Origin of the sequence: Flavobacterium sp. (genome assembly GCF_024305175.1) — a bacterium.
Lineage (GTDB): Bacteria > Bacteroidota > Bacteroidia > Flavobacteriales > Flavobacteriaceae > Flavobacterium.
Map to the genome: position 1 here is coordinate 1 of NZ_JAMWYY010000046.1, position 23,554 is coordinate 23,554.

The following is a 23,554-nucleotide window of genomic DNA, read 5'->3' on the forward strand; positions in this document are numbered from 1 at the left end:
GCTTTATGCCTTAATAAGTTATTAACATTTTTTAAAATTATGCAAAACATTCCAAGTGTTAACCTGCGTGATTTCCTTTCGGGTGACCCGGAACGCAAACAAAAATTTGTAAATGAAATCGGAAAGGCCTATGAAGATATAGGTTTTGTTGCATTAAAAGGGCATTTTCTTGATGACCGCTTAGTTGATGACCTTTACGAAGAAGTTAAAAACTTCTTTAGCCTGCCGCTTGAGGTAAAAGAACAATATGAGATACCTGGTATTGGAGGTCAGCGGGGTTATGTTTCCTTTGGTAAGGAGCATGCAAAAGGCCGTAAAGAGGGTGATTTAAAAGAATTCTGGCATTTTGGACAGTATCTTGAAGAAGGCTCACGATATACAGGTGAATATCCTGAAAATGTTGAAGTTAAAGAGCTTCCAAAATTTAATGAAGTTGGAAAGGAAGCCTACAAAATGCTGGAGAAAACAGGTGTTTATGTACTAAGAGCGTTGGCATTATACCTAGGGCTTGATGAGTTTTATTTTGATAAATATGTAGCCGAAGGCAACAGTATATTACGCCCCATTCACTACCCTCCTATTACCCACGAGCCTGAAAATGCAGTGCGTGCCGCAGCACACGGTGATATTAACCTTATAACCCTGCTAATGGGCGCACAGGGACGTGGCCTGCAGGTGCAAAATCACAACGGCGAATGGATAGATGCCATTGCCGAGTCTGATGAACTTGTTATAAACGTAGGCGACATGCTTAGCCGCCACACCAACAACAAACTGAAAAGCACTATTCACCAGGTAGTTAACCCACCAAGGGAGCTTTGGGGAACTTCGCGCTATTCTATACCGTTTTTTATGCACCCGGTTAGCGAAATGAAGCTTAACTGCCTAGAAAACTGTATTGATGCAGAAAACCCTAAACTATATGAAGATATTACAGCGGGAGAATTCCTGCACGAACGCCTTGTAGATTTAGGATTAATCAAAAAATAATCGTTAATTTTATAGCGTTAATAGGCATCAGGTTTATGTATAGCCTGATGCTTTTTTGTTTAAATATATGTACTATGACAAAAAATAAAACCAACAGCCTTGCAGATTTGGGCGGCTTTGTATTTTCTACCAACAAAGATTTTGAGTTTGATAATAATGACGGGCAGCAGGAAACCCTGCCAAATAATGAGCAACGGCTTGAGGCGCACCTTGATAAAAAGAACCGTGGCGGCAAAATAGCTACTGTTATAAAAGGCTTTGAAGGATCTGACGATGATTTAAAAGCGCTTGCAAAAAAACTGAAAACACTTTGCGGCGTTGGCGGTTCTGCTAAAGATGGCGAGATCATCATACAGGGAAATTTTCGTGATAAGGTAATGGATTATCTTGCAAAAGAAGGCTACAAAGTAAAGCGTGTTGGCGGCTGATTATTAACCAAACAAGAACTTAACCAAATGCAAATAAAAGAATCTGAGCTTATTTTAAACCCCGATGGAAGTGTTTACCATCTTAACCTGCGCCCGGAAAATATAGCTGAAAATATAATTTTTGTGGGCGACCAGGACAGGGTTAAAAAAATAACCCGCCATTTTGATGTGGTGGAATTCAGTACCCAAAAGCGGGAGTTTAAAACCCATACAGGAGTGTATAAAGGTAAGCGTATAAGTGTAATATCTACAGGTATAGGCCCTGATAACATAGATATTGTTATGAACGAGCTTGATGCCCTTGTTAATATTGACCTGAACACCCGCATGCCAAAAGAGCAGCTTACCTCTTTAAACATAATAAGGATAGGCACATCGGGTGCTTTACAGCCTGATATACCGGTTAACAGTTTTGTTATGAGCCGGTACGGATTAGGTTTAGATAACATGATACAATCCTATTTAATTGATAAAGTAACAGATACTGCCATTGAAGATGCTTTTATAGCCCATACAGGCTGGGATATGCGTAAAGGCAGGCCCTATGTGGTAAAAGCCGGAGAGAAGCTTTTAGAGGCTATGGAGAGCGATATTATGAGGAAAGGTTTCACTGCTACAGCAGGGGGCTTTTATGGCCCCCAGGGGCGTGTTTTAAGGCTTGATATCCGCGATAGCGAACTGAATGCTAAGATGGACAGTTTCAGCTACAATGGCACTGTTATCACAAATCTTGAAATGGAAACGGCAGCTATATATGGGCTTTCGGCACTGCTAGGGCATCATGCAGTATCGCTTAATGCTATTATTGCCAACAGGGCGTTAGGAACATTCAGTGCAGACCCCTATGCAGCGGTAAATGCGCTTATTGCTTATGCACTGGAGAGAATTGCCAAAATATAATTAAGATGAAAAAAATTAAAATAGCCGGGGTTCCGGAGCATTTTAACCTGCCTTGGCATTTATGCATTGAGAATGGAGATTTTAAGGCCGGGGGCATAGACCTCACCTGGACTGATGTACCCGAAGGTACAGGCAAGCTGTGCCAGATGCTGCGTAATGGCGAAACCGATATTGCCGTTATACTTACCGAAGGAATAATTAAAGATATTGCGGCGGGAAATGACAGTAAAATTGTTCAGGTATATGTATCTTCTCCGCTTATCTGGGGTATCCATGTGGCAGCCACAGCGCCTTATCAGGATATATCAGACCTGAAAGATACAAATGTAGCCATAAGCCGCTATGGTTCAGGTTCCCATTTAATGGCAATTGTAAATGCTAAAATGCAGGGCTGGCCTACAGATAATCTGCAATTTGAAGTTATTAATACGCTTGATGGAGCTGTTGAAGCCCTTACAGCAGGCCAAGCCGATTATTTTATGTGGGAGCGCTTTATGACTAAGCCCATTGTAGATAAAGGCATCTTTAGGCGTGTGGGCGACTGCCCCACCCCATGGCCCTGCTTTGTAATTGCGGTGCGCAATGAAGTTTTAAGTACCGATGCGGCTGTTATTGGAACAGTTTTAGATATTATAAATGCATGTACCGCCGGTTTTAAAAGCCGTCCTGCCATTACAAACCTGCTTGCCAAACGATACAACCAAAAAGAAGAAGATATTGCCGAATGGCTGCAAATTACCGAATGGTCTCAGGATAAACTGAACAGGCAAATTTTTGATGAAGTACAAAACGAACTGGCAGCACTTGGCGTTATACAGGCAAAAACTGATTTTGAAAAAGCAACAGGATAAACTAAACCCGGTTTTGCGCTAAAAGCAAATGATAAAAACGGAAAAAATCACGTATAATTCTATTAAAAAAAAGCTTCAGGTTAAGAAGCCGTGGGATTCCATTATCATATTGGCACTAAATATACTCATATCGGTACCTGTTTTTATCATACTGCACCAAAACCTTATAGACCCCGAATGGCCGCTGCATTTAGACAGGGTGCTTATTTTCCTTATTCTGTTAATTACAATACAGCTTGTTTTGCGGCTGCTAAAAACCATAATTATTATTTGCCTTGTGCTGTATTTGCTGGCACTTCTGTACGGATCTGTATTTGGCGACTATGGCTTCCGTTCGGTTTTTGAAGATTACCAGGCCATGATATATACCATGTCAGAAGACCCTAACCCTCAGGATATTATTATATCGAAACTCCTGCCCTTTCCCAATAAATCTGAAATATTGGATGCTGTTGATTACAACACTCCTGCTGTACGGAATTTTGCACTCTCTGCCACAACTAAATTTTTTAAAGAAGTAAAAGGGCATCATGACCAGCGCAAGATGATACAGTGTTTTGCAGTGTTTAAAGAAATACGCGACAAATGGAATTATGTAAACGACCCCAAAGGGCGTGAGTATATAGCCTATGCAAGCGAATCATTAGAACACTTTTCAGGCGACTGTGATGACCATGCCATCCTGATGGCGGCCTCAATACGTGCTATTGGCGGTACCCCGCGCATCATCCATACAGGTGGGCATTTGTACCCTGAAATGCTTGTGGGTGACATGGCTGATCTTGAAGAAGCCAACTACCTGATTAAAGAAGTCTTATTTCCTGATGAGAGCCGCGGTAAAGAAATACATTACCATATAGACGAGCACGGGCAGGTTTGGCTAAACCTTGACTACACAGCATCTTATCCCGGTGGGCCTTTTATGAGCGAGGAAATACTGGGCGCGCTGACGCTAAATTAGCTATTAGCTTTTAGCTGTCAGATTTTTAGAAATAAGAAACCTGACCTCTAAACTTTGAACATTAGACTTTAAACATTGAACGGCGAATGCCTAAGCCTTACCATTCTATCGCCTTTTTACCTTTTGCATGCAGGAATTCGTTAGCAAGGCTAAAATGCCTGTTGCCAAACCAATGCCCTTTATTCGCACTTAGCGGCGAAGGGTGTCCTGATAGTAAAACTTTATGCTTTGCCGCATCTACACGCGCTCCTTTTTTCTTGGCATACCCGCCCCAAAGCATAAAAACGATATCTTTTTTGTGTTCTGATATTTTTTGTATTACGGCATCGGTAAAGGTTTCCCATCCTTTGCCCTGATGGCTGCCTGCCTCGCCCTGCCTTACTGTCAGTGTGGCATTAAGCAGCAGCACGCCCTGGTCGGCCCAGCGCTCAAGGTTACCGGTCGGCGGAAAAGGCTTGCCCAGATCATCCTGTATCTCCCTGAAAATATTAATTAAAGACGGCGGCATGGGCACACCATCATTAACCGAAAAGCACAGCCCGTTTGCCTGCCCCGGCCCGTGGTATGGGTCCTGCCCTATTATAACAACCTCTGTCTTGTCAAAAGGGCAATGATCAAAAGCAGCAAAAATGCGGTTTCCTTTTGGGTAGCAGGTATGCGTTGCATACTCTGTTTTTACAAAATCAATAAGCTGTTCAAAGTAAGGTTTGTTAAACTCTTCACCCAGTACATTTTTCCAGGAAGCGTTAATAGTTACATCCATAACAGGTAGTTTGTGCAAATATAATTATTCAGGTTGTTATCAAACGTTAGGCAGTTCTTAAACTTTGGCTGCCAAAAGTACAGCAAGCCCTATTATGTAGTATTTTTGCATAAAATTTGCTCAGGCTAAAGCATGATAAGTATCACAGAAAAGACATTACAGGATTTAGAGTTCAACACCGTGCTGGAAGCGGTGTCGGCTGCCTGTGTAACCGAGCCAGGAAAAGAGCAGGCATTAAGCATAGCCCCTTTTAAAGACAGGGAAACGCTGCTCGAATCGCTGTACCAGACATCAGAATACGTTTCGTCATACGATAATAACAATGCGCTGCCCAACCACGGGTTTGAGCCTGTTAATAACGAAATTAAGTTTCTTGCCATAGAGGATAGTTACCTTGAAGCTCCAGCATTCGGTAAAATTGCATCATTATCAGAAACGACCAATACCCTTATAAAATTCCTTGAAAAATTCAGCGATTATTATCCCACACTTTATAAAAGGGCATCGCAGGTAGAATATACCAAAGAAATTGCAAAAAGCATTGAAAAGGTTGTTGACAAGTATGGCGAAATAAAAGATGATGCATCACCCGACCTGCAAATTATCCGCAGGCAGATGAATGAGGTTAAAGGAAGGATAAACCAAAGCTTTGCTTCTGCGCTAAGTCACTATAATGGGTTGGGTTATCTTGATGATATTAAAGAAACGGTTGTAGAGAACCGCAGGGTGCTGGCTATACTTGCTATGTACCGCAGAAAGGTGAAAGGTTCTATACTGGGAAGCTCTAAAACAGGCAGTATTGCTTATATTGAGCCTGAAGCTACCCTTAAATATTCGCGTGAGCTTAATAATCTTGAGTATGAAGAAAAAGAAGAGGTAAAGCTTATATTAAAAACCCTCAGCAGTATTATTCGCCCTTATGTACCGTTGCTACAGGACTATCAGCAGTTTTTAACCGATATAGATGTAACGGCAGGCAAGGCAAAATATGCCCGCAGGATAAACGGTCTTTTACCTGCAATTACAGATGAAAAGCGGCTGTATTTCAGGGATGCCTACCACCCTATCCTGTACCTTAACAACAAGCGCAAGCAGGAAACTACCTATCCGCAGACGATAGAGCTGACACAGGAAAACCGTATTATAGTAATATCGGGGCCTAATGCTGGGGGTAAAAGTATCACGCTGAAAACAATTGGCCTGTTGCAGCTAATGCTACAGTGCGGGCTGTTGATACCTGTGCATGAACGGAGCGAAACATTTTTGTTCGACAGGATATTAACAGATATTGGTGATAACCAGTCTATAGAAAACCACCTGAGTACCTATAGCTACAGGCTTAAGAACATGAATTACTTTTTAAGGAAGTGCAATGATAAAACCCTGTTCCTGATAGATGAATTCGGTACCGGTTCTGACCCTGAGCTTGGAGGTGCCCTTGCCGAAACTTTCCTGGAAGAGTTTTACCACCGCGAGGCATTTGGCATCATTACTACGCACTATACTAACCTTAAAATGCTGGCTAACGAACTGCCTTTTGCCACTAATGCCAACATGCTTTTTGATGAAAAATCGTTAGAGCCTATGTATAAGCTGATACTCGGCCAGGCAGGAAGCTCATTTACATTTGAAGTCGCGCAAAAGAACGGCATACCTTTTGGACTGATAAACAGGGCAAAAAAGAAAATAGAAAAAGGTAAGGTACGCTTTGACAAAACTATTGCCACCCTGCAAAAAGAACGCTCGAAGCTGGAAAAAACATCTCAGATATTAAAAGAAGAGGAAACAAAAGCACGCGAGGAAAGCAAAAAAATGGAAGGTATAAACAGCAGGATACAGCAAAAGCTTGAAAGCTACCAGGAACTGTATGATGCTAACCAAAGGCTTATCTATATCGGACAGAAACTGGATGATATAAGCGAAAAGTACTTTAACAGCAAAAACAAAAAAGAGCTTATTGGCGAGTTTTTAAAGATGGTTGAGATAGAAAACTCCAAACGCAAAAAATTAGCCCCTAAAGAAAAGAAGATTAAAGAAACCCAGCAAAAGCAAATTGTTGCAGAGGTACAGGAAAAGGTTGAAGCTATCCGTAAAGAAAAGAAAGAAAAAAAGCTAAAGGAAAAGCCTGTTGAGAAGCTAAAGGCAATACTTAAAATTGGCGACAGGGTGCGTATGACCGATGGTAAAGCCGTAGGTACGCTCGATGCTATAGAGAAAAACAAAGCTACTGTAAACTATGGCATCTTTACCTCTAAGGTTGACCTTGAATCGCTTGAGCTGGTTGAAGCCGCAAAAAAATAAGTTATGGAAAATTTACCCAAAGACAAAAAGATCATATTGTTTGATGGTGTCTGCAACCTGTGCGACAGTACGGTTCAGTTTGTTATTAAGAACGACAAAAAAGACATTTTTCGTTTTGTGCCATTGCAGTCAGATCTGGGTAAGGAAATAACGGCTTATATAGGTTTAGACACCTCGAAAACAGATTCTATAGTTTTATACGAGCCCGGTAAAGCTTATTACTATAAAGCTGATGCTGCCATGAAGATTGCAAAAGATCTGGGCGGTGTATATTCGCTTCTAAATGCTTTCTCTGTTCTGCCTTCATCACTCACAAACGTTGCTTATGACTATGTAGCCCGCAACCGCTACAAATGGTATGGCAAGAAAGACGAATGCATGATACCTACACCCGAAATGCGGGCCAAATTTTTATAAAATAAAAAGCGCAGGAATTACCCTGCGCTTTCTGTTTATAAAATTGCTTATTGGGCAAAGTCCTGCTCTAAAACCTTTTTTATAGGTGTAGGCTGTTTGCCTGTTATTTTTTTATAATCATCAGTTATGCTGTCAACATTGCCTGCTGCAATAGTGCCATAAACACTGATAAGATAATCAGCAATAAATTCCGGTGCGCCTGATTCTGTGAGTACTGTTTTAAACTGTTCAGGTGACGGATTAGGATAGCTGATAGTACGTCCTGTAATTTCTGTAAGCAGTTTGGCAACATCATGATACGACACACTTTCTGGCCCTGTTAGCTCATACACTTTTCCTGAATGCCCTCCATTTGTTAAGGCAATAGCAGCTATTTCTGCAATATTGTCTGCATCAATAAACGAAGCTTTTCCGTTGCCGGCAGGCATAAAAATAATATCGCGCTGCGTTATATTATCGCCTTCATAGTTTTTAAAATTCTGTGCAAAAAATGTAGGGCGCAGTATGGTATAGTCAAAACCATCATCTTTCAGTTTTTGCTCCAGTTTAGGATGAAAATCAAGGCCCTGCATCTTTTCTCCCTTATATGCAGAGAAATATACCACGCGCAGTATTCCTTTTTCTTTCAGGAAATCTATAAAAGGCGCCAAAACAGTATCAAGTCCTAAAACCAACGGAGGCCCAAGCACAAAAGCGGTATCTACGCCTTTGGTAGCGTTTTCAAATGATGCCGTATCATTATAATCAAAATAAACATCTTTACCGCCATTTGGGTTGCGGGTTCCGGAAAGGTAATCTGCACCAAGATTTTCGAGGTGTTTTACCACTAATTTACCAATTGTACCGGTAGCGCCGGTAACTAAAATTTTAGCCATATTGTATCACTTTTTTAATATTAATAGTTACTTTTGGTAACTCAAAATTAAAAAGTAACTATTGCCTGTGCAAGAGGGCACATCAGCATAACATAGTAACACCAAAGTAACTTTTATGGAAAACACTGCACTTAGCGAACAGAAAAAATTTCAGAATATTTTTTTGAAGGCGAATGAAACCAGAAACGGCATATGCCCTGTAAGAGATGTCATTGCACGAATAAGCGATAAGTGGAGTATGCTAACAATTTACGCACTTGGCGGTTACGGAACATTACGTTTCAACGAAATTAAAAAACTTATTGGAGATCTATCGCAGCGCATGCTTACCGTTACGCTGCGTAATCTTGAAACCGACGGGCTTGTAGAACGAAAGGTGTTTCCTGAAGTGCCGCCCCGGGTAGAATATAACCTTACCCCTCTTGGGTTTAGCCTGTTAGAGCAACTGGTACAACTTGGCGGCTGGGCAGAGGAAAACAGTGCCGCTATTATAAAGAACAGGAAAGCTGTATAATTAAATGATGGTAATGTCACCTTTACCTTCCCTTACCAAAACAGGCTCTTCGCCCGAAAGGTCTATAATGGTTGATGGGGTGTTATCTCCATAACCGCCATCAATAACCGCATCTACAAGGTTTTGCCATTTCTCAAAAATAAGCTCAGGGTCAGTCGAATACTCCAGCACTTCATCATCATCGTGTATAGATGTAGAAACTATCGGGTTGCCCAGTTGCTTTACAATTTCACGTGCAATATTGTTATCAGGTACCCTTATACCAACTGTATTTTTCTTTTTAAATTCTTTAGGCAGGTTGTTGTTGCCCGGCAGTATAAAGGTATAGGGTCCCGGTAATGAACGCTTTAAAATCTTAAATGTGCTGGTATCTATCTGCTTTACATAGTCAGAAAGGTTACTCAGGTCATAACACACAAACGAAAAATTAGCCTTATCCAGCTTAATTCCCTTTATCCTGGCAATACGTTCCAGCGCTTTGGTATTAGTTATATCACAACCCAAACCATAAACAGTATCGGTAGGATAAATTATAACGCCCCCGTCACGCAGAATCTTTATGATTTTAGCTATTTCGCGCTCGTTGGGATTTTCAGGATATATCTTAATAAATTGTGCCATGAGGTTTGGTTAAATTAAAGTTTAAAGTTAAGGCTTTTTGCTTAAAATAGGTAATAGGCGAAAGCTTAATTAAGTGGTAAAGAATAGCCAAATACTGTTAATCAGTCATAGTATCTGTCTTATTTTAAATACCTTGTACAGGAACCGTAAACTGATTATAAAACAAAAATGTAAATTATGGCTGAAATTAAGATTGAAAAGAAAAAACCAGTGTGGCCGTGGATACTGCTACTGCTTGTTATTGTAGGCGTTATTGTGTACTTCCTTGTTTTTCGTGAGAATGATACCGATGCTACGGTTATGGAGGAAACTCCCGTTGCTACCGAAACTGATGCAACCGGAAACGAGGGAAATGATGCGTTATCGGGCAACGCCGAAATTGCAGCCTATGTGGATTACATAGACACAAACAGGAACGAAATGGGGCTTGATCATGAATATACCAATGAGGCCTTTAGTAAGCTTATTGCCGCAACTAAGGCAGCTGCGGATGAAACCGGGTATGATATTAATAAGGACATGGAACAAATCAGGGAATATTCTGATAAAATAATCAATGACCCTTATGAAACCAGCCATGCTGATAATATCAGGAAAGCAGCAGATAATATAGCTGTTGTATTGCAAAATATACAGCAAAATGCAAATCCGGAACTTTCTGCAGAAGCATCTGCAGTTAAAGATGCGGCGGCTTCTATAAACCCTGCGGAACTTACATTAGACCAGAAAAATGAAGTAAAGTCATTTTTTGATAAGGCATCTGCCCTCCTAGAAAAAATTAATCAATAATAAAAATTACACATTATGAGTACTAATGATAAAAGCAATAAAAGATTATACAGACTTGATGATCTGTCAGACTATAAAGTAGCTTCTGATTATACTGACGTGAGAGGTTGGGAGCTCTCAGATGCCGAAGGGAGAAGGATTGGCGTAATAGATAACCTGCTTGTAAATAAATTTGAAGAGCGCGTAGTATACCTTGATGTGGAGGTAAATGAAGAGCTTATAAAAAAAGGGCATGAAGTATTCAGGACACCGGCAAGCGAAGGCATACATGAATACCTTAATAAAGAAGGCGAAGATCATCTCGTTGTGCCCATAGGTGCTGTAGCCATTGATGAAGATGCTGGTAAAGTAGTGTGCAACACTATTAATTTTGACACATTTGCACAAACAAACCGATTTAATAAAGGTGCTGATATTGACAGGGAATATGAAGTTAAGCTTTTAGCGGTTTATTATCCTGAAGATGAAATTAACCCTGATGAAGAAGAATTCTATAACAGAAGATACTTTAATAACAACAAGAGTTAAAAGGTTATTTACGGAAATTAAAAGCCAAAGCATTTTATGTTTTGGCTTTTTTTATTTTATCAGCAGATGAAAATTTATTTATAAATTGTATGCATGTTTTATTAACTGCCCAACTATGAAAAAAAATTCTCTACTGGCATTTATAGTAATATGCCTACTGTTTTCTACCGTTTCATGTATAAGCGTTAAAGCTCCTGAAATAGTAGGCTTTGTGAGCAAATATAAAAAGACAGATAAAAAGTATCCGGGATTGTTGATAAAGACAAATCCTGGTGAGGCTGTCTGTAATCTTACTACTGCTGAAACTCCGAAGGTTTATATAATTAATGGTTTACAATTAAAAGACTGCCTTAAAGATTACAAAAAGGCCATTGTTTATATCTGGGATCCGCATTGTGCTTCAGAGCAATGTATCTCCCCTACTTTACTACAGCAATATTGCAATGAGCAAGATACTGAACTTTTTGTAGTAGCCGAATATTATGACGGTAAAGAAATGGCTCAGTTTTATGATATAAACCACCCGATTTTCGGGATTGATACAGAATATTATAAAACAAACTTTACAGACCGTTATACACGCTTATTTTCAGAAGATTTAGCTATAAAAGCAGCTAAAGATAGTTACAGCAGGATGCACTATTTTGAGAATGGTGAGTATAAAGGTTTTGGTGAATTTTCAACGCAATCTACACGATAGTTATAAAGCAGGAATTTTTTATATTATATTACTGTGTTTAAAATCCATCCCGAAAGGAATACTTCCAGACTACATTTTATAGTTTTACTTAGTGGTGTATTCCTTATAATATTTTCTATACAAACATTCAGGATATCTTTTACAACAGAAGACGATTTAGTTGCCATATCAGGGAAAGTATTTAGTACTGATATGTATATAACGTCGTCAAAAAGCTTTAAGACGAAACAAACCCATTATAGCAGTAATCTTATAGTTACCCTTAGCGGAAACAATAGACTATTTAAAATTACAGAACCTGAAAAATATAGCGAAAAGCTGCAAAAAATTAAAGCAGGACTAAAAAAGGGTAATGTTGCTACAATTTACATTAAAAAGAAAGACATAATTGAAACGGGGCCTAAAATATATAGGATTGATGCAGCTAATAAAACTTTACTCTCTTTAGAAGATACAAAAAGTGAGGACATATATGTAGCTATGTTTTCAATATTAGCCGGTATTGCTTTATTAGTTGTGTTTCTGTACCTGAGATATCCCAATTTCGCAAAAAAATATATCTGACACAATTATCCAATAACATCAAGCCTTGCAAAGCGTAACAGTAATTTTTTTATACCGCCTACTTCAAAACGTATTTCGGCTTTTTTGTCTGCGCCAACACCTTCTAAGTTTAATACTTCTCCTTTACCGAAACGTTCGTGCATCACTACATTGCCAATTGCCAGTTTTGTATCAGGCAGAGTACTGCTACTTTGTGCAGCAGGCCTTGAAACAGGTTTTAACCTCCTGATATTAGCATCCGGTTTGGGGTCATTATCCGTAATCCATTTTGGAGGCGTACCGCTTACCGGTTTTATCTGCCGTAGTTTCGATTTATCCACATCACCAAATATATCAGTATTGATCATTGGCTTGTAGCGGTAATTAGTTTCTGTAGGTGTAAGATATTCTAAATAACTATCTGTTATCTCCTCTATAAATCGCGATGGCTCACTATCTACCAGCTTACCCCAACGGTATCGCGACTGTGCATAAGTAAGGTAGGCCTGATGCTCGGCGCGGGTTAGGGCTACATAAAACAGCCTGCGCTCCTCTTCCAGTTCGCTGCGGGTATTCATGCTCATGGCACTCGGGAAAAGGTCTTCCTCCATACCTACAATGAACACATAAGGGAACTCAAGGCCTTTGGCAAGGTGAATCGTCATTAGGGCAACCCTGTCATCATCACCTGTATCTTTATCAAGGTCGGTAGCCAGTGCCACATCCTCTAAAAATTCAGATAATGCACCACGTGCACCGTCAACCTCGCGCTGGCCTTCGGTAAAGTCTTTTATACCGTTAAGTAATTCCTCAATATTTTCTATGCGCGCAATACCCTCCGGTGTTGCGTCTTTCTTCAGTTCCTGTACCAGTCCCGTTTTTTTGGTAACGTGCTCTGCAAGGTAAAAAGCATCCTGGTTTTCATTTATTACCTGAAAACTTTTTATCATGGTTACAAAATCCTGTAGCTTGTTCTTGGTACCGCTGTTTAGCTTCAGGTCTATTTTGTCAAGGTTATCCATTACCTCAAAAATACTCCTGCCGTAATGGTTTGCAGCAACCGTTAGCTTTTCAATAGTGGTATCCCCTATGCCCCTTGCCGGATAATTAATAACGCGCATAAGCGCCTCTTCATCCTTTGGGTTTATAATCAGCCTCAGGTATGCCAGTACATCCTTTATCTCTTTACGCTGGTAGAAAGACAACCCTCCGTATATGCGGTATGGTATATCACGCTTACGCAACGCATCTTCCATAGCCCTCGATTGGGCATTGGTGCGGTATAGTATGGCAAAGCTGCCGTTCTTGAGCTGGTTCTGCATTTTCTGCTCAAAAATGGTACTGGCCACAAAACGTCCCTCTTCTGCATCGGTAAGGCTGCGGTGCACTTTAATGCGCGGGCCTTCATCATTTGCCGTCCATACTATCTTATCCAGCTTAACCTTGTTCTTATCTATAATAGAGTTAGCCGCTTCTACAATATTCTTTGTAGAACGGTAATTCTGTTCCAGGCGGTACATCTGCACATTATCATAATCCTTCTGGAAATTCAAAATATTATTGATGTTAGCCCCCCTAAAGGCATAAATACTCTGCGCATCATCGCCTACAACACAAATATTCTGGAAACGGTCGCTTAACGCGCGTACTATAAGATACTGCGAATGGTTGGTATCCTGATACTCATCCACCAGTATGTATTTAAATCTACCCTGGTACTTGGCAAGCACTTCGGGGAAACGGTTCAGCAGTTCGTTGGTGCGCAGCAACAGGTCATCAAAATCCATAGCCCCCGCTTTAAAGCAACGTTCAACATACTTTTCATATATTTCACCAAGTCGTGGTTTTTTAGACATGGCATCCGCTTCCTGTAGGTCAGGATTATTGTAATATGCCTTAACAGTTATCAGGCTGTTTTTATAGGTAGATATGCGGCTTAATACCTGCTTGGGCTTGTAAATATCTTTATCAAGCTGCATTTCTTTTATAATGGCACTAATAAGCCTCACGCTGTCCTGCGTGTCATATATCGTAAAATTGGAAGGAAAGCCAAGTTTATCAGCCTCAAAGCGAAGTATTTTTGCAAATATGGAATGGAATGTACCCATCCATAAGTTCTTGGCTTCAGATGTGCCCACAATAGCCGCTATACGGCTTTTCATTTCGCGCGCGGCCTTATTGGTAAAGGTAAGCGCAAGTATATTAAAGGCATCTATGCCCTGGCTCATCAGGTAGGCTATACGCATGGTAAGCACCCTTGTTTTACCAGAGCCTGCACCCGCTATCACTATCATTGGCCCGTCTTTCTGCAAAACCGGTGCCTGCTGTGCCTCATTTAACTGGCTTATATAATCGTGTATCTGCTTCATAACTGTAGTAATGCAAAAGTAATTATTTTGGCTGAAATTACCTTGCCCCCTGCCCTTTATCAATCAGTAAACAATCAATAAAAAATGCAAACGCTGTACCTATGGCATAAGCCAGTAAATCGCTGTACAAAAATCCTGAGCCCAACACAAGCCTGCCGGGCATGGTTTGCCGTATAGCTTCTATCCATACTGCTTTGTACAACTGGCTCAGTTCAATTGCATAACAAACTGTAAGCGCAATAACAGCTTTAAATACAGGACGTTTGTTTGCTATGATGCTTATTAAAAAATACATCATAACAGCATACAAAGCATCTCCCGCATATTGGTTAAAAATTTCAGGGAACCGGTCTTTTTTAATCCGGATAAACAAACCCATGCCTATGGTTATGGCAGTAATTGTTATATATAAAAGCCTTTTGTTGCGTATTATAATGTTGTAGCGCATGCCCAAATGTAATTGTTATTTATTTTTGCAACGCTGCTGCTGCAACAAAACTTATTGCTATTTTAGCCCTCAGCAATTTTTTATTAAAAAGCCACGTTATCTATTCGTATAATCACCTAAACGCAAACTTTTTATGGAATTTGAGCAATTCATGAATATTTTTTTCAGTATACTGCCTTCGGTTATTATAGGCCTTGTTGCCTACTATTTTTTTAAGATGCATACCGCTAACGAAGAAGGCCGCCGCCGTTATCTTATACACAAAGAAGCACAAAAAAACGCTATGCCGCTAAGGCTGCAGGCTTATGAAAGGATGGTATTGTTTTTAGAGCGCATTAACCCTGCCAAATTACTTATAAGGATAACACCGCAATCATCTAACAAGCATGATTATGAAGAATATCTTATTGCGCAGATAGAGCAGGAATATGAGCACAACCTAACCCAACAGATTTATATATCGGCTGAATGCTGGGATATTATTACAACTGCTAAAAATGCTACCATACAACTTATCCGTAAATCTAATATGAGTGATAAAGTAGATTCTGCCAACAAGCTGCGGGAGGTTATGCTTACCGATCTTTTTGACAAGCAAAGCCCGAGCAGCATTGCTGTTGCCTACCTTAAAAATGAGGTTTCGGGGCTTTGGCAGGAATAAGAAATATCTACTAAAAGTATATAAAAGCACTCTTGTAAAAGGGTGCTTTTTTTTAGTATGTTTGTATTGACATGAACAGGATTATATACATAACCATAATGCTATTTGTGCTAGTAGCAAGTGCACAAAGGCGTTTTGAAAACAAAACGTTTGGGTTTAGCATGCAGGAACCCGAAGGCTGGGTATGGGGCAATAACACCGATCTTGCCCATAATCTGGAAAAGCTGGATATTGATGAAGAAAAGCTAAAGAAAATTGTTGAGGAACATAAAGGCTCTATACTCATACTCTCTTTGTTTAAGTATGACCCGCAAACCTATAAAGGGCTCGTGCCTGCCATCCAAATAAATGTGCGCGAGCGCAAGAATGAAGATTTTGACACCTTCAAGTCGGATGTTATAAGGAGTGCGCGCAGCTTTCATGGCTTGTATAATGATTTTGAGTTTATTGAAGAACCTTATGAACTAAAAATTTCGCACATAAAAAGTATTGCATTCACTACAAAGTTTACCATGAATACCGATAACGGCCAGCAATACAGGGTGCGCAGCAGGATATATGTAATACCGTGGAAGCACTACTACTTCCAGATTAATATGACGGATGACCTTATGGGGGAAGATTGCAGTTTAGAATACCTGAAGCTGATAAAGAGTATTAAGATAAACAGGAAGTAAACCCAATACATCATAGTAACCACCTTTATTAGTTTTTCAAGTATATATAAAGCTTAAATAAATACTATCTTACAAGGAGCGTTTTTAGTAGTTATTTTGACTAAAAAAATTTAAGTTAAATATTCTAATTTAATTTTTATTTTTTAATATTGCAACTGTATACATCGAGTGGTGCACCCATTTAGAAAATTCAAACTAAAAAATTATTTAATGAAAAAATTGATTGTAAATGCATTGGTCTTGTCAATGCTAATGAGTAGTACAGGTATTTTATCTTCTTGTAGCACTGAAGAACATTCTTCAAGTTCTTCATCAGAGAAATTCATCCAAAAATCTCAAAAAGTTTATACTCCTGAGGAAATTTTAGCCGCAAAAAAGGCTATGGATGAAGAATGCTTAAGAATTAAATCCTTAATTCTTGAAAAAGGAAGAGAAATAACTGAAGCAGAAGCAGAAATAATTCTGACGCCTTCTATTGAGGTAAGTCATTTATATCTTAACACCTTAGGATTCACAGATGATGTACTAATGGAAGAGCTTGGTATTAATTCTATTCAGTCGCCTGCTATCGCAGGAATGGGTATTATGCTTAATGATTATGATAATCAATATGTAGCAGTAGCACAAGGTGGTACATGGGATTTAATTGTAGATTGTGCTGTAGATGCATCTGGAATTGCAGGCGTTGCATTGTTATTACAAGCAGGTATCAAACAGGCTATCAAAGATGTGGGATTGAAAGGCGTTGCCAAAATAATGGGAAAGTTTTTCAGTAAATATCTTGGCTATGTAGGGACGGCGATTGCTATAATAGATTTTGTTGAATGCGTTAGTACTGGAGATTAATGTTTTTATCAATATTAATTTTGATCTTATTATTTTTCGGTTTATTACTCCTAATTTATGAGTTTATAACTCTAAGAGTATTTAATAACTCTACAAAAAATAAATTTTTTTCAAGATTATTATATTTAATTTTGATAATAGTAGTTGTTATGAGGATAATAAAGGAAATAAATAATATTTAATAGGAGGGCTGCTTCATGCAGCCCTTTATTTATTCATTCATTAAGTAATTGCTCTAACTTTTTGCGTTCTGCTTCCGGTAAGTCAGGTAATAGTCCTGAAATTAAATCTCTATATCCTTCTTTTTTAAGTAATTTTCTGATATTATCGCGACCAAACTTTGCAAACTGCCATTTGTGGTGCAGGGTTGCATTAACAAGGTTAACCCACACAACCGGGTCAGGCTTACCAATATACAGCAGGTTGGCAAGTGCATTTTGCCTTACGATACTCTCATAACGTGGAGAGGCATACAACTGCAATTCGGCATATAGTTCCGGTTTTTGATCTTCCCTGTATCCGGGTGTTGAGTAAGCAAGTGTTAGCCACAATATACGCAGGTTTTTATCATTAAAACCTATCCAGCTATCGCTAAGGTTAAGCAGTTCGGTACGCTTTTCAGGAAAACGACTGTGCAATACATTCAGGGCAATCTCTTTTGTAATGTATGAATCGTCATTTAATAACGACTTATAATCATCATAAAAACTATCAGGGAATTTAGTCACCGTGCGTGCTACTGCCTGTCTTATTTTAATGTCGCCGCTTTGCAGGGCAAGCTGTACAAGCTCATATTTATCTTCAAAAGGTATTTCAGCGGTTTGCAGCAGCACTTCTTCCTTCACGGCATAATACATATCCGATTGCAGAATCTGCTTGAAAATAGGCATTTTGTCTTGAAAACGCTTATCTGCCAGTTCGCCCAACTTAAAGTACAATTGCATAAACTGGTTCTTACTCAGTAGTTCAACAACCTCTTCTATCTCGAAGCTGCCTTTTTCCAGCCATCGTTGTTTAAAAGAAGCGGTATTATAATCAGATACGTTACTGATTTCAGCTAAAAAATCTTCCGTGTCAACATTGTTGTAGGCATATTTTTCGAGGTAGTTTTTAACCGCTTTCCTAAATGCCTCATGTCCCACTCCTTCCCTAAGCACGTGTAGCGCCCATGCTCCTTTTTGATAAAAGGTAAGCGAGCTTGCCTTCTCGTTCAATATGGGTATTGTGTCGGTTTGAGATGCCATTTGCAGGCGTTCTGCCATTTCATACAGTTCGTGGTAAAAGTAATCCTCGCCAAAAAGCTCTTTTTCAGCCAGCAGAGCATAATAGGTTGCAAAACCTTCCTGCAACCAGTGGTGTTTTCCCGATGTTGCCGTAACAAGGTCGCCAAACCACTGGTGCGCTAACTCATGTGCATTTACGTTTACGTACGTCCTGTCATTAAAGCCAATAGAATCTACCACAAAGTCCTGCGAAAAAATGGTTGCTGTAGTATTTTCCATTCCTGCATATAAAAAATCAAGCACCGGCACCTGGCGATAGACTCCCCAAGGATAAGGAACAACTATTTCTGACTCAAAGAAATCGAATATCTGCTTACTGTAGCGATAAGTTGGTTCATGCTTGTGTTTATCTTCAGGCCTGTAAAATAGTTGTAGTGGCGTTCCGCTGCCTGATTGAATATATGTATTATCAAACTTACCAATAGCAAGCATTACCAGATAACTGCTCATGGGCTTCTCCATCTGGTAGCTGGCAGTTCTTTGTGTATCATTAGTATGAAAACGGTTAGCTGTGTTTTTACCGTTAGCGAGTATGGTATATCCTTTATCAAAAGTAATATCAAGACTAAATACTACTTTTTCATTCATGTCATCAAAACTGGGCAGCCAGTGGCTGGTGTATTTGCCCTGCCCCTGCGTCCATATCTGCAATTCTTTATCTTCCAGTTCATTTCCGGCGCTCAGGTCTTTTGACGTTACCGGGAATTCAACAAAATAAAGCGCCTGGCGTGGCTTTGCCTTATAACTGAACTCTACCCTGTTCTTGCCTTTTTTATAGCCTTTAAAAAGCTTTAAAGCAGTAGCAGAGCTAACCCATCCCGCCTTTTTACCATTTATCTTTACATCGGTAAATGTCATGTTGCGGGCATCAATGTATATAGTATCAACTTTTTTATCGGTAAGTTCAAAAGTATAGTTTACACTTCCCATTACAGTACGCTGCGGCACATCAAAACGGATGATAGCATCACAGGTTTTAAAATCTACTTTTGGAGATTGCTGTGCAAATATGAATAGCGGAAATAAGAATATATAGAAGAACTTTTTCATTAAAGCTGAGTTTTTAAGCAAATATAGCAAAGTTAGTACCAATGAATAAAACTTATGGTTTGACGGTAGTAAAGGATTTTTTAATTTCGTATTCTTATTCACCCAGCACAAACAGCACAAAAACCGAAGGTTACAGGTTTGAATCCTGTCGAGGTCATAAAATATATATGCACAACCCGCTCGAAACACCAATAGAATATCTTAAAGGCGTAGGACCCGCACGTGGGGAGCTGCTGCGTAAGGAGTTGGGCATACATAAGTATGCAGACCTTATTAACCTGTACCCCAACCGTTATATAGACCGTACCCGTTATTATAAAATAAACGAACTGCAAAACAGCGGTGCAGAGGTTCAGGTTGTGGGCAAAGTAATACACCTTAAAACTGTAGAGCAAAAACGCGGCAAACGGCTGGTTGCTACTTTTACAGATGGTACCGGAGAGATGGAGCTGGTTTGGTTCCAAGGGCAAAAATGGATTAGGGAAAATATCAAAATAAATGTGCCTTATGTAGTTTTTGGTAAATGCAATAGTTTTAACGGGCAGTTTAGCATGCCCCACCCTGAAATGGAACTGCTAACCGAGCATGAGCAGAGCCTTCGCAGCGCCATGCAGCCGATATACCCAAGCACCGAAAAGCTGGCGCAGCGTGGTATAACCAATAAGGTTGTCAATAAAATAATGCAGCAGCTTTTTATTGAAACTCAGGCTGCTTTTGCCGAAACACTGCCGCATGCACTTATGCAGGAGCTTAACCTAATACCTAAAAAAGCAGCTTTATTTAATATTCATTTCCCTAAAAGCCAGGAACTGCTTGCCCATGCACAATACAGGCTAAAGTTTGAAGAACTGTTTTTTATACAACTCCAGCTGATTACCAAAAACCTTATCCGAAAGCATAAAATTAAAGGTCACGCATTTGAGGTTGTGGGTAACTATTTTAACAGCTTTTATCAAAACCACCTCCCGTTTGAGCTGACCAATGCCCAAAAAAGGGTAATAAAAGAAATTCGTAATGATATGGGGCAGCCTGCACAAATGAACAGGTTATTGCAGGGCGATGTAGGTTCAGGTAAAACCATAGTGGCTTTAATGAGTATGCTTATAGCTTTGGATAACGGTTTTCAGGCATGCCTTATGGCTCCTACAGAGATACTTGCCAATCAGCATTTTTCAGGATTAAGTGAATTGGCTAAACCATTGGGAATAAACATTAAAATACTTACAGGTTCAATCAAAACTTCAGAACGAAAAATTATTCATGAAGAACTGCAGAATGGCAGCCTTCATATCCTAATCGGCACACATGCCCTGCTGGAAGACAAAGTCCAGTTCTATAACCTGGGGCTTGCCGTAATAGATGAGCAACACCGTTTTGGTGTAGAACAACGCAGCAAGCTATGGCGTAAAAATGACATACCACCGCACATACTGGTTATGACGGCAACACCAATACCGCGCACGCTTGCCATGAGCCTGTATGGCGACCTTGATATATCGGTTATAGATGAGCTGCCACCCGGCAGGAAGCCTATTAAAACAGTGCACCGCTATGATAGCAACCGTTTAAAGGTATGGGCTTTTTTACGGGAAGAGATAGCTAAAGGCAGGCAGGTTTATATTGTTTACCCGCTTATTGAAGAGAGTGACAAAATGGACTATAAAGACCTGATGGATGGCTACGAGAGTATTTCGCGTGATTTTCCGCTGCCGCAGTACAGCGTAAGTATTGTGCACGGGCGCATGAAGCCTGCTGATAAGGATATGGAAATGGAGCGTTTTGCAAAAGGCAAAACCAATATAATGGTGGCTACTACAGTTATAGAGGTTGGTGTTAATGTACCCAATGCCAGTGTTATGATAATAGAAAGCGCCGAGCGTTTCGGGCTTTCGCAATTGCACCAGTTGCGCGGGCGCGTGGGCCGCGGAGCCGAGCAGAGTTACTGTATTATGATGACAGGCCATAAGCTTAGCAACGACAGCAAAATTCGCATGGAGACCATGTGCAGCACCAATGATGGTTTTGAGATAGCCGAAGTTGACCTTAAACTGCGCGGCCCCGGTGATATTATGGGTACACAGCAAAGCGGTGTACTAAATTTACAGATTGCCGATTTAGTTAAAGACCGTGACATTTTAAGCCTTGCGCGCCACCATGCTCTTAAACTCCTGAAAGAAGACTCATCATTATCAAAGCCTGAACATGCTGCTTTAAAACATGCTTTTACAGAACTTGGTAAGAAAAAGAATATCTGGAATTATATAAGCTGATTATTTTATAATCAGCTTATATGTAAATGATTCATTGCCTTTATCTGCTTTCAGTATATATATGCCTGCACTTAACTCAAGGTTTATTATATTATTGCTGATGGTAATAACCTTTACTTCCTGCCCTAACTGATTGTATACTGACATTTCTGAACCTGTTAGGCTGCCATTATGTTCAATAGTAATATCTCCAAAGGAAGGGTTAGGGTAAACGACAAATTCTTCCGACAATAATGATTCGCGGATATTCGTTGAAGAATTTATATATTTTGCAAGGAACATATCAGCCGCGTCAGTATCCTCCATATTAAATTCGGTACCATCAGAAAACTGAATGTTATTTAGAAATGAACCTGAACAAAATATATTTCCTGCATTATCAGCAGCTATATTCGCAAAAGCAGCCATAATGTCGCTGGTAATACTTTTTTGCCACAAATAATTACCTGAGTTATCCATGCCTGCTATAAAAAAATCTTCATTTGCTTCACTTCCCATAACCTGCTCACCTTCTATGAAATTAATGTTACCATTATAATTTCCGGAGATATAAATATTATCAGAATCGTTTACGGCAATGCCCCACATAACAGAACCCCCTTCATTAGATTCGATAGTTTTTACCCATTCTAAGTCACCTTCATCACTAAGCTTTGTAACAAACATCTGTATTTCGTCAGTGGCAACAGTTTCAAGAGTAAAAACATCAGTTCCAGGGTTAAAGTCTGTAGGAGACTCAAAATGACCACCTGCATATATATTACCTTCGCTATCTCCTGCAATGGCGTTTATGATATTATTGTTGTACTCACTATCAAACTTTTTAGCCCAAATATAATTCCCTGTTATATCTAATTTTACTAAAAAGCTTTCAAAAAAATCAGGATCTGTTCCTGTTAGTATAGCTGTTTCTCCACTCGAATCAAAATCAACTTCACCCCGCATTCCCCCGCCAAGGTAAATATTGTTACTATCAGTATATATACTATTTATTACTACTATGTTATCAACAGATCCGTAATTTTGCACCCACTCAAAGTCTCCGTCGCTGCTGAGCTTTAACAAGTATGAATCATTTATGCCTATCGGCTCTACATTATACTCATCTTCATCAGGATTAAAATCTGTAATCTCGATAAGTGAGCCACTTATGTAAACACCCGTACCGTCAGCATACATTGTCCTTCCATCAATAATGTTATTTTGAGGAGCATCAATATCTTTTGCCCAAAGCAGGTTTCCTTCAGGATCATATTTAGCTATAAAAAGATCTGTCCTTTCAGAGGGCTCCGTAACTGCTTCGAGTAAATAAGCCGATGGTCCCGGGTCAAAATCGCATATTCCTGAAAATAAACCTGATACATAAACATTACCGTTTGCATCTGTTGAAACCAGCCTTATGTTATTTTGCGTGACACCATCTAATTTATTAGCCCATATCAAATTTCCATCATTATTATATTTTGCCACATAACCTGTAATAAATTCTGCCGTAAGTATAGATTCGCCATCACCCATATCAAAATCAGTATCTGAATCAATTAGGCCTCCTGTAATTACATTTCCGTCCGGGTCAGTTGTGATAGCAGTATTAATAACTCCGGACATTTGCGATGAATTTCCTACCCTTTTTACCCACAAAAGATCTTGTTGTGCATAGGCAGTCAGACCACAAATCATTGAAATTGAAAGTAATATTTTTTTCATATAATAAAATTTGACCAAATATATGATTTAAAAATTTCAATTTCCTGTTACTACATTAATTG

The 23,554-nt window shown here is 39.5% G+C and carries 23 protein-coding genes; 16 read left to right on the top strand and 7 right to left on the bottom strand.

Translation table 11 applies throughout. From position 1 onward, the window contains the following. The first annotated feature begins 39 nt into the window (after positions 1–39). From Q0K96_RS11005 to Q0K96_RS11025, 5 genes are all read left to right on the top strand, one after another. The gene (locus Q0K96_RS11005) at positions 40–990 is read left to right on the top strand and encodes a 2-oxoglutarate and iron-dependent oxygenase domain-containing protein (RefSeq protein WP_297334045.1); all 951 of its coding nucleotides are present in this window, start codon (positions 40–42) and stop codon (positions 988–990) included. A gap of 74 nt (positions 991–1,064) precedes the next feature. Beyond that, entirely contained in the window at positions 1,065–1,418 is a 354-nt protein-coding gene (locus Q0K96_RS11010; RefSeq protein WP_297334046.1) for a translation initiation factor, read from the top strand. A 27-nt stretch (positions 1,419–1,445) separates the two neighbouring features. Further along, positions 1,446–2,318 carry a nucleoside phosphorylase gene (locus Q0K96_RS11015; RefSeq protein WP_297334047.1) on the top strand — a complete coding sequence of 291 codons (873 nt, stop codon included), beginning with the start codon at positions 1,446–1,448 and terminating at the stop codon, positions 2,316–2,318. Between the two features lie 5 nt (positions 2,319–2,323). Beyond that, positions 2,324–3,169: a substrate-binding domain-containing protein gene (locus Q0K96_RS11020; protein ID WP_297334048.1), complete on the top strand. Its 846-nt coding sequence runs from the start codon at positions 2,324–2,326 to the stop codon at positions 3,167–3,169. 28 nt (positions 3,170–3,197) lie between these two features. Further along, positions 3,198–4,130, top strand: a complete 933-nt coding sequence (locus tag Q0K96_RS11025) for a transglutaminase domain-containing protein (RefSeq protein WP_297334049.1) — start codon at positions 3,198–3,200, stop codon at positions 4,128–4,130. A 97-nt stretch (positions 4,131–4,227) separates the two neighbouring features. On the opposite strand, the gene ung is transcribed toward Q0K96_RS11025, so the two are convergent. Beyond that, positions 4,228–4,893: a uracil-DNA glycosylase gene (gene ung / locus Q0K96_RS11030; RefSeq protein ID WP_297334050.1), complete on the bottom strand. Its 666-nt coding sequence runs from the start codon at positions 4,891–4,893 to the stop codon at positions 4,228–4,230. A 132-nt stretch (positions 4,894–5,025) separates the two neighbouring features. Between ung and Q0K96_RS11035 the strand changes: the two genes are divergently transcribed. Together Q0K96_RS11035 and Q0K96_RS11040 are read left to right on the top strand one after the other, a co-directional pair. Next, a complete protein-coding gene (locus tag Q0K96_RS11035) occupies positions 5,026–7,194 on the top strand; it encodes a DNA mismatch repair protein MutS (RefSeq protein ID WP_297334051.1) in 2,169 nt (722 codons plus the stop codon). A gap of 3 nt (positions 7,195–7,197) precedes the next feature. Continuing rightward, positions 7,198–7,611, top strand: a complete 414-nt coding sequence (locus Q0K96_RS11040; RefSeq protein ID WP_297334052.1) for a DCC1-like thiol-disulfide oxidoreductase family protein — start codon at positions 7,198–7,200, stop codon at positions 7,609–7,611. Between the two features lie 47 nt (positions 7,612–7,658). Here the strand turns inward: Q0K96_RS11040 and Q0K96_RS11045 are convergent, their stop codons facing one another. Then, positions 7,659–8,486: an SDR family oxidoreductase gene (locus tag Q0K96_RS11045; RefSeq protein ID WP_297334053.1), complete on the bottom strand. Its 828-nt coding sequence runs from the start codon at positions 8,484–8,486 to the stop codon at positions 7,659–7,661. A gap of 115 nt (positions 8,487–8,601) precedes the next feature. On the opposite strand from Q0K96_RS11045, the gene Q0K96_RS11050 reads away from it, so the two are divergent. Continuing rightward, positions 8,602–9,000, top strand: a complete 399-nt coding sequence (locus Q0K96_RS11050) for a helix-turn-helix domain-containing protein (protein WP_297334054.1) — start codon at positions 8,602–8,604, stop codon at positions 8,998–9,000. Here the strand turns inward: Q0K96_RS11050 and Q0K96_RS11055 are convergent, their stop codons facing one another. Beyond that, a complete protein-coding gene (locus Q0K96_RS11055; protein ID WP_297334055.1) occupies positions 9,001–9,621 on the bottom strand; it encodes an L-threonylcarbamoyladenylate synthase in 621 nt (206 codons plus the stop codon). It abuts the gene before it with no gap. A gap of 177 nt (positions 9,622–9,798) precedes the next feature. Here Q0K96_RS11055 and Q0K96_RS11060 point away from each other — a divergent pair, with 177 nt between their 5' ends. From Q0K96_RS11060 to Q0K96_RS11075, 4 genes are all read left to right on the top strand, one after another. After that, positions 9,799–10,410, top strand: a complete 612-nt coding sequence (locus Q0K96_RS11060) for a hypothetical protein (RefSeq protein WP_297334056.1) — start codon at positions 9,799–9,801, stop codon at positions 10,408–10,410. A gap of 15 nt (positions 10,411–10,425) precedes the next feature. Beyond that, the gene (locus Q0K96_RS11065; protein ID WP_297334057.1) at positions 10,426–10,938 is read left to right on the top strand and encodes a PRC-barrel domain-containing protein; all 513 of its coding nucleotides are present in this window, start codon (positions 10,426–10,428) and stop codon (positions 10,936–10,938) included. A gap of 115 nt (positions 10,939–11,053) precedes the next feature. Beyond that, the gene (locus tag Q0K96_RS11070; RefSeq protein ID WP_297334058.1) at positions 11,054–11,638 is read left to right on the top strand and encodes a hypothetical protein; all 585 of its coding nucleotides are present in this window, start codon (positions 11,054–11,056) and stop codon (positions 11,636–11,638) included. A 33-nt stretch (positions 11,639–11,671) separates the two neighbouring features. After that, a complete protein-coding gene (locus tag Q0K96_RS11075) occupies positions 11,672–12,202 on the top strand; it encodes a hypothetical protein (RefSeq protein WP_297334059.1) in 531 nt (176 codons plus the stop codon). A gap of 5 nt (positions 12,203–12,207) precedes the next feature. Here the strand turns inward: Q0K96_RS11075 and Q0K96_RS11080 are convergent, their stop codons facing one another. Further along, positions 12,208–14,550 (bottom strand): UvrD-helicase domain-containing protein, encoded by a 2,343-nt coding sequence (locus tag Q0K96_RS11080; RefSeq protein ID WP_297334060.1) that lies wholly within the window; start codon positions 14,548–14,550, stop codon positions 12,208–12,210. Positions 14,551–14,587: 37 nt separating this feature from the next. Next, the gene (locus tag Q0K96_RS11085; protein WP_297334061.1) at positions 14,588–14,998 is read right to left on the bottom strand and encodes a DUF2809 domain-containing protein; all 411 of its coding nucleotides are present in this window, start codon (positions 14,996–14,998) and stop codon (positions 14,588–14,590) included. 133 nt (positions 14,999–15,131) lie between these two features. Between Q0K96_RS11085 and Q0K96_RS11090 the strand changes: the two genes are divergently transcribed. From Q0K96_RS11090 to Q0K96_RS11100, 3 genes are all read left to right on the top strand, one after another. Continuing rightward, positions 15,132–15,659 (top strand): hypothetical protein, encoded by a 528-nt coding sequence (locus tag Q0K96_RS11090; RefSeq protein ID WP_223052721.1) that lies wholly within the window; start codon positions 15,132–15,134, stop codon positions 15,657–15,659. Between the two features lie 71 nt (positions 15,660–15,730). After that, a complete protein-coding gene (locus Q0K96_RS11095; protein ID WP_297334062.1) occupies positions 15,731–16,336 on the top strand; it encodes a hypothetical protein in 606 nt (201 codons plus the stop codon). A gap of 210 nt (positions 16,337–16,546) precedes the next feature. Next, entirely contained in the window at positions 16,547–17,182 is a 636-nt protein-coding gene (locus tag Q0K96_RS11100; protein ID WP_297334063.1) for a hypothetical protein, read from the top strand. A 215-nt stretch (positions 17,183–17,397) separates the two neighbouring features. Here the strand turns inward: Q0K96_RS11100 and Q0K96_RS11105 are convergent, their stop codons facing one another. Next, entirely contained in the window at positions 17,398–19,515 is a 2,118-nt protein-coding gene (locus Q0K96_RS11105) for a M1 family metallopeptidase (protein ID WP_297334064.1), read from the bottom strand. Positions 19,516–19,556: 41 nt separating this feature from the next. On the opposite strand from Q0K96_RS11105, the gene recG reads away from it, so the two are divergent. Further along, positions 19,557–21,785: an ATP-dependent DNA helicase RecG gene (recG, locus tag Q0K96_RS11110; protein WP_297334065.1), complete on the top strand. Its 2,229-nt coding sequence runs from the start codon at positions 19,557–19,559 to the stop codon at positions 21,783–21,785. Here recG and Q0K96_RS11115 read toward each other — a convergent pair whose 3' ends face one another. Continuing rightward, positions 21,786–23,492, bottom strand: coding sequence for a T9SS type A sorting domain-containing protein (locus Q0K96_RS11115; RefSeq protein ID WP_297334066.1), 1,707 nt, complete (start codon positions 23,490–23,492; stop codon positions 21,786–21,788). It lies immediately after the preceding gene. Positions 23,493–23,554: the final 62 nt, after the last annotated feature.

Excerpts from the sequence above, each read along its gene's own strand:
- Q0K96_RS11005 (WP_297334045.1), top strand. The coding sequence starts at position 40 with ATGCAAAACATTCCAAGTGTTAACCTGCGTGATTTCCTTTCGGGTGAC.
- Q0K96_RS11010 (WP_297334046.1), top strand. The coding sequence starts at position 1,065 with ATGACAAAAAATAAAACCAACAGCCTTGCAGATTTGGGCGGCTTTGTA.
- Q0K96_RS11015 (WP_297334047.1), top strand. The coding sequence starts at position 1,446 with ATGCAAATAAAAGAATCTGAGCTTATTTTAAACCCCGATGGAAGTGTT.
- Q0K96_RS11020 (WP_297334048.1), top strand. The coding sequence starts at position 2,324 with ATGAAAAAAATTAAAATAGCCGGGGTTCCGGAGCATTTTAACCTGCCT.
- Q0K96_RS11025 (WP_297334049.1), top strand. The coding sequence starts at position 3,198 with ATGATAAAAACGGAAAAAATCACGTATAATTCTATTAAAAAAAAGCTT.
- ung (WP_297334050.1), bottom strand. The coding sequence starts at position 4,893 with ATGGATGTAACTATTAACGCTTCCTGGAAAAATGTACTGGGTGAAGAG.
- Q0K96_RS11035 (WP_297334051.1), top strand. The coding sequence starts at position 5,026 with ATGATAAGTATCACAGAAAAGACATTACAGGATTTAGAGTTCAACACC.
- Q0K96_RS11040 (WP_297334052.1), top strand. The coding sequence starts at position 7,198 with ATGGAAAATTTACCCAAAGACAAAAAGATCATATTGTTTGATGGTGTC.
- Q0K96_RS11045 (WP_297334053.1), bottom strand. The coding sequence starts at position 8,486 with ATGGCTAAAATTTTAGTTACCGGCGCTACCGGTACAATTGGTAAATTA.
- Q0K96_RS11050 (WP_297334054.1), top strand. The coding sequence starts at position 8,602 with ATGGAAAACACTGCACTTAGCGAACAGAAAAAATTTCAGAATATTTTT.
- Q0K96_RS11055 (WP_297334055.1), bottom strand. The coding sequence starts at position 9,621 with ATGGCACAATTTATTAAGATATATCCTGAAAATCCCAACGAGCGCGAA.
- Q0K96_RS11060 (WP_297334056.1), top strand. The coding sequence starts at position 9,799 with ATGGCTGAAATTAAGATTGAAAAGAAAAAACCAGTGTGGCCGTGGATA.
- Q0K96_RS11065 (WP_297334057.1), top strand. The coding sequence starts at position 10,426 with ATGAGTACTAATGATAAAAGCAATAAAAGATTATACAGACTTGATGAT.
- Q0K96_RS11070 (WP_297334058.1), top strand. The coding sequence starts at position 11,054 with ATGAAAAAAAATTCTCTACTGGCATTTATAGTAATATGCCTACTGTTT.
- Q0K96_RS11080 (WP_297334060.1), bottom strand. The coding sequence starts at position 14,550 with ATGAAGCAGATACACGATTATATAAGCCAGTTAAATGAGGCACAGCAG.
- Q0K96_RS11085 (WP_297334061.1), bottom strand. The coding sequence starts at position 14,998 with ATGCGCTACAACATTATAATACGCAACAAAAGGCTTTTATATATAACA.
- Q0K96_RS11090 (WP_223052721.1), top strand. The coding sequence starts at position 15,132 with ATGGAATTTGAGCAATTCATGAATATTTTTTTCAGTATACTGCCTTCG.
- Q0K96_RS11095 (WP_297334062.1), top strand. The coding sequence starts at position 15,731 with ATGAACAGGATTATATACATAACCATAATGCTATTTGTGCTAGTAGCA.
- Q0K96_RS11100 (WP_297334063.1), top strand. The coding sequence starts at position 16,547 with ATGAAAAAATTGATTGTAAATGCATTGGTCTTGTCAATGCTAATGAGT.
- Q0K96_RS11105 (WP_297334064.1), bottom strand. The coding sequence starts at position 19,515 with ATGAAAAAGTTCTTCTATATATTCTTATTTCCGCTATTCATATTTGCA.
- recG (WP_297334065.1), top strand. The coding sequence starts at position 19,557 with ATGAATAAAACTTATGGTTTGACGGTAGTAAAGGATTTTTTAATTTCG.
- Q0K96_RS11115 (WP_297334066.1), bottom strand. The coding sequence starts at position 23,492 with ATGAAAAAAATATTACTTTCAATTTCAATGATTTGTGGTCTGACTGCC.